The 1,635-nt window shown below is 69.2% G+C and carries 1 protein-coding gene, 1 rRNA gene and 1 pseudogene; 1 reads left to right on the top strand and 2 read right to left on the bottom strand.

What is annotated here, in order from left to right:
* Positions 1-653: pseudogene (locus G6039_RS30070) on the top strand (GIY-YIG nuclease family protein); the annotation flags it as partial.
* An 81-nt stretch (positions 654-734) separates the two neighbouring features.
* On the opposite strand, the gene G6039_RS30065 reads toward G6039_RS30070, so the two are convergent.
* Together G6039_RS30065 and rrf are read right to left on the bottom strand one after the other, a co-directional pair.
* Complete coding sequence (locus G6039_RS30065) at positions 735-1,343, bottom strand: hypothetical protein (RefSeq protein WP_029547057.1); 609 nt, start codon at positions 1,341-1,343, stop codon at positions 735-737.
* A 217-nt stretch (positions 1,344-1,560) separates the two neighbouring features.
* Positions 1,561-1,635: ribosomal RNA gene (gene rrf / locus G6039_RS31570) — 5S ribosomal RNA — on the bottom strand; the annotation flags it as partial.

Here is a 1,635-nt window from a genome sequence, read left to right as displayed (position 1 = left end):
CCCCCGAAGCCGACGCGGCTGTGCACCGGATCCGTGCCGTCTACGACTCCGGCTACTCCGTGGGCCACTACGTCGTGGCCGACCGGGTGGCCCCGGCGGTCGACGCCGACCACGCCGCCGGCTTCACCGCGCAGGCCCTGGTCTCGGTGCTGGGGCTGCTCGAACCGCACGACGGCGAACTCGTGCTGACCAACCTCGTCGGCGCGACCGAGGAATCCGACCGGGTGGCCCACCCCATCGAGGAGCTGATACGTCAGTACTCCGCGGAGGCCGCACCCGAGCTGCCCACCCCGTGCGTCGTGCTGCGGATCACGGATGCGAAATCGGCTTCCCCCGAACAGGTCCGAGGACTCGCCGACCGTCCGTGGCCGGCCGGAGCCGCGGCACGCCGGGTCGACGGACTGCCCATCCTGGTGGTGGCGGACAACATCGTGCGCGGCGCCTACCGGGCCACCGGCTGGGAAGCGGCATCCCGCACCGAGGACAACGGCGGCACCATCCTCTACCGCTTCCTCGGCGACGCCGATCCCGAACTCGAGAAGCTCTTCGTCGACACCCGTCTGACGCCGGATCGGCTGGGACTCAAGCGCTGGCCGTCCCACGGCTGGGCGCCGCGGCTCACGCGGGCCCTGCCCCACCGGCCGAGGCCCTGACACTGCGGAACGGTTGACACTGCGGGGCGGTCCGGGCCGTGCCACCACGGCCCGGGCTTCCCTACTGTCGGCTGAGCCGGCTCACCTGCCGCTCGGGGTGAGAATGGGCTCGTGCAGGTCGTAGTAGTGCACGTCGCCGAGCAGGCGCATCTCCTCCTCCAGAAGCGGCCGCAGATCGTCGGGAATCTCCATCCGTTCGTGGGCCCGTGCCTCCTCCTCGGACGAGAAGTACACCGTCTCGACGTACCCGTCGTCACCGTAGGTGGCGAGCGTGCCGCCGATGATCTCGGGCCGCAGCTCATGTACCCGGTCCTGACCCTCGGCGAGCAGACTCTTCATCCGCCCGAGATCGGGGCAGTGCCCCTCCATGACCTGTACGAATCCTGCAGTGTCCGAGCCACCTTCCATCCACACCTCGACGTCACGGCAGTCGTGGACGGTGATCTCCCCGTCGAAGCACTGCTCGGCTTCGGCCCACCACGCGCCCTGCTCCGGACGTTCGCTGTTGCGGCGGGCCGCCTCCTCCGACTCGAACCGCGCCACCGACACGAAGGTGCCGTCGTCGCTGAATCCCGACGTGCTACCCAGATAGCCCACTGCGCCCGGGCGCAGCTCGTCCGTCCACCGCTGCAGGCAGGCCTTCAGTCCCTGCTCGTCGCGAACCGTCCCCTGCCAGACCTGAATGAACATCACTATCGCCTCCACGTGCGGGACAAGCCCGCACCCAACGGCTTCCGTGGCCGACCCGTCGCCGTCCACCGTCGGCGTCACCCGACGGCCGGCAATCGCGACCACCGTAGATTCAATGATTCGCCTGTGCCGGAGCACGGACAAGAGGGAGCGGGACCGGAACATGCGGAAATGCCGGAAGCCCCCCAACGAGGTTGGGGGGCTTCCGGTAACGGGTGTTCGGCGGTGTCCTACTCTCCCACACCCTGTCGGGTGCAGTACCATCGGCGCTGGAGGGCTTAGCTTCCGGGTT

It is taken from the genome of Rhodococcus aetherivorans (assembly GCF_011058165.1).
GTDB lineage: Bacteria > Actinomycetota > Actinomycetes > Mycobacteriales > Mycobacteriaceae > Rhodococcus > Rhodococcus aetherivorans.
Note: the sequence above shows the minus strand (reverse complement) of the source record. Positions and strands in the feature narration are given on the sequence as shown.

What these genes read in the sequence shown, in the direction of transcription:
- G6039_RS30065 (WP_029547057.1), bottom strand. Translation starts at nt 1,343, where the DNA reads ATGTTCATTCAGGTCTGGCAGGGGACGGTTCGCGACGAGCAGGGACTG.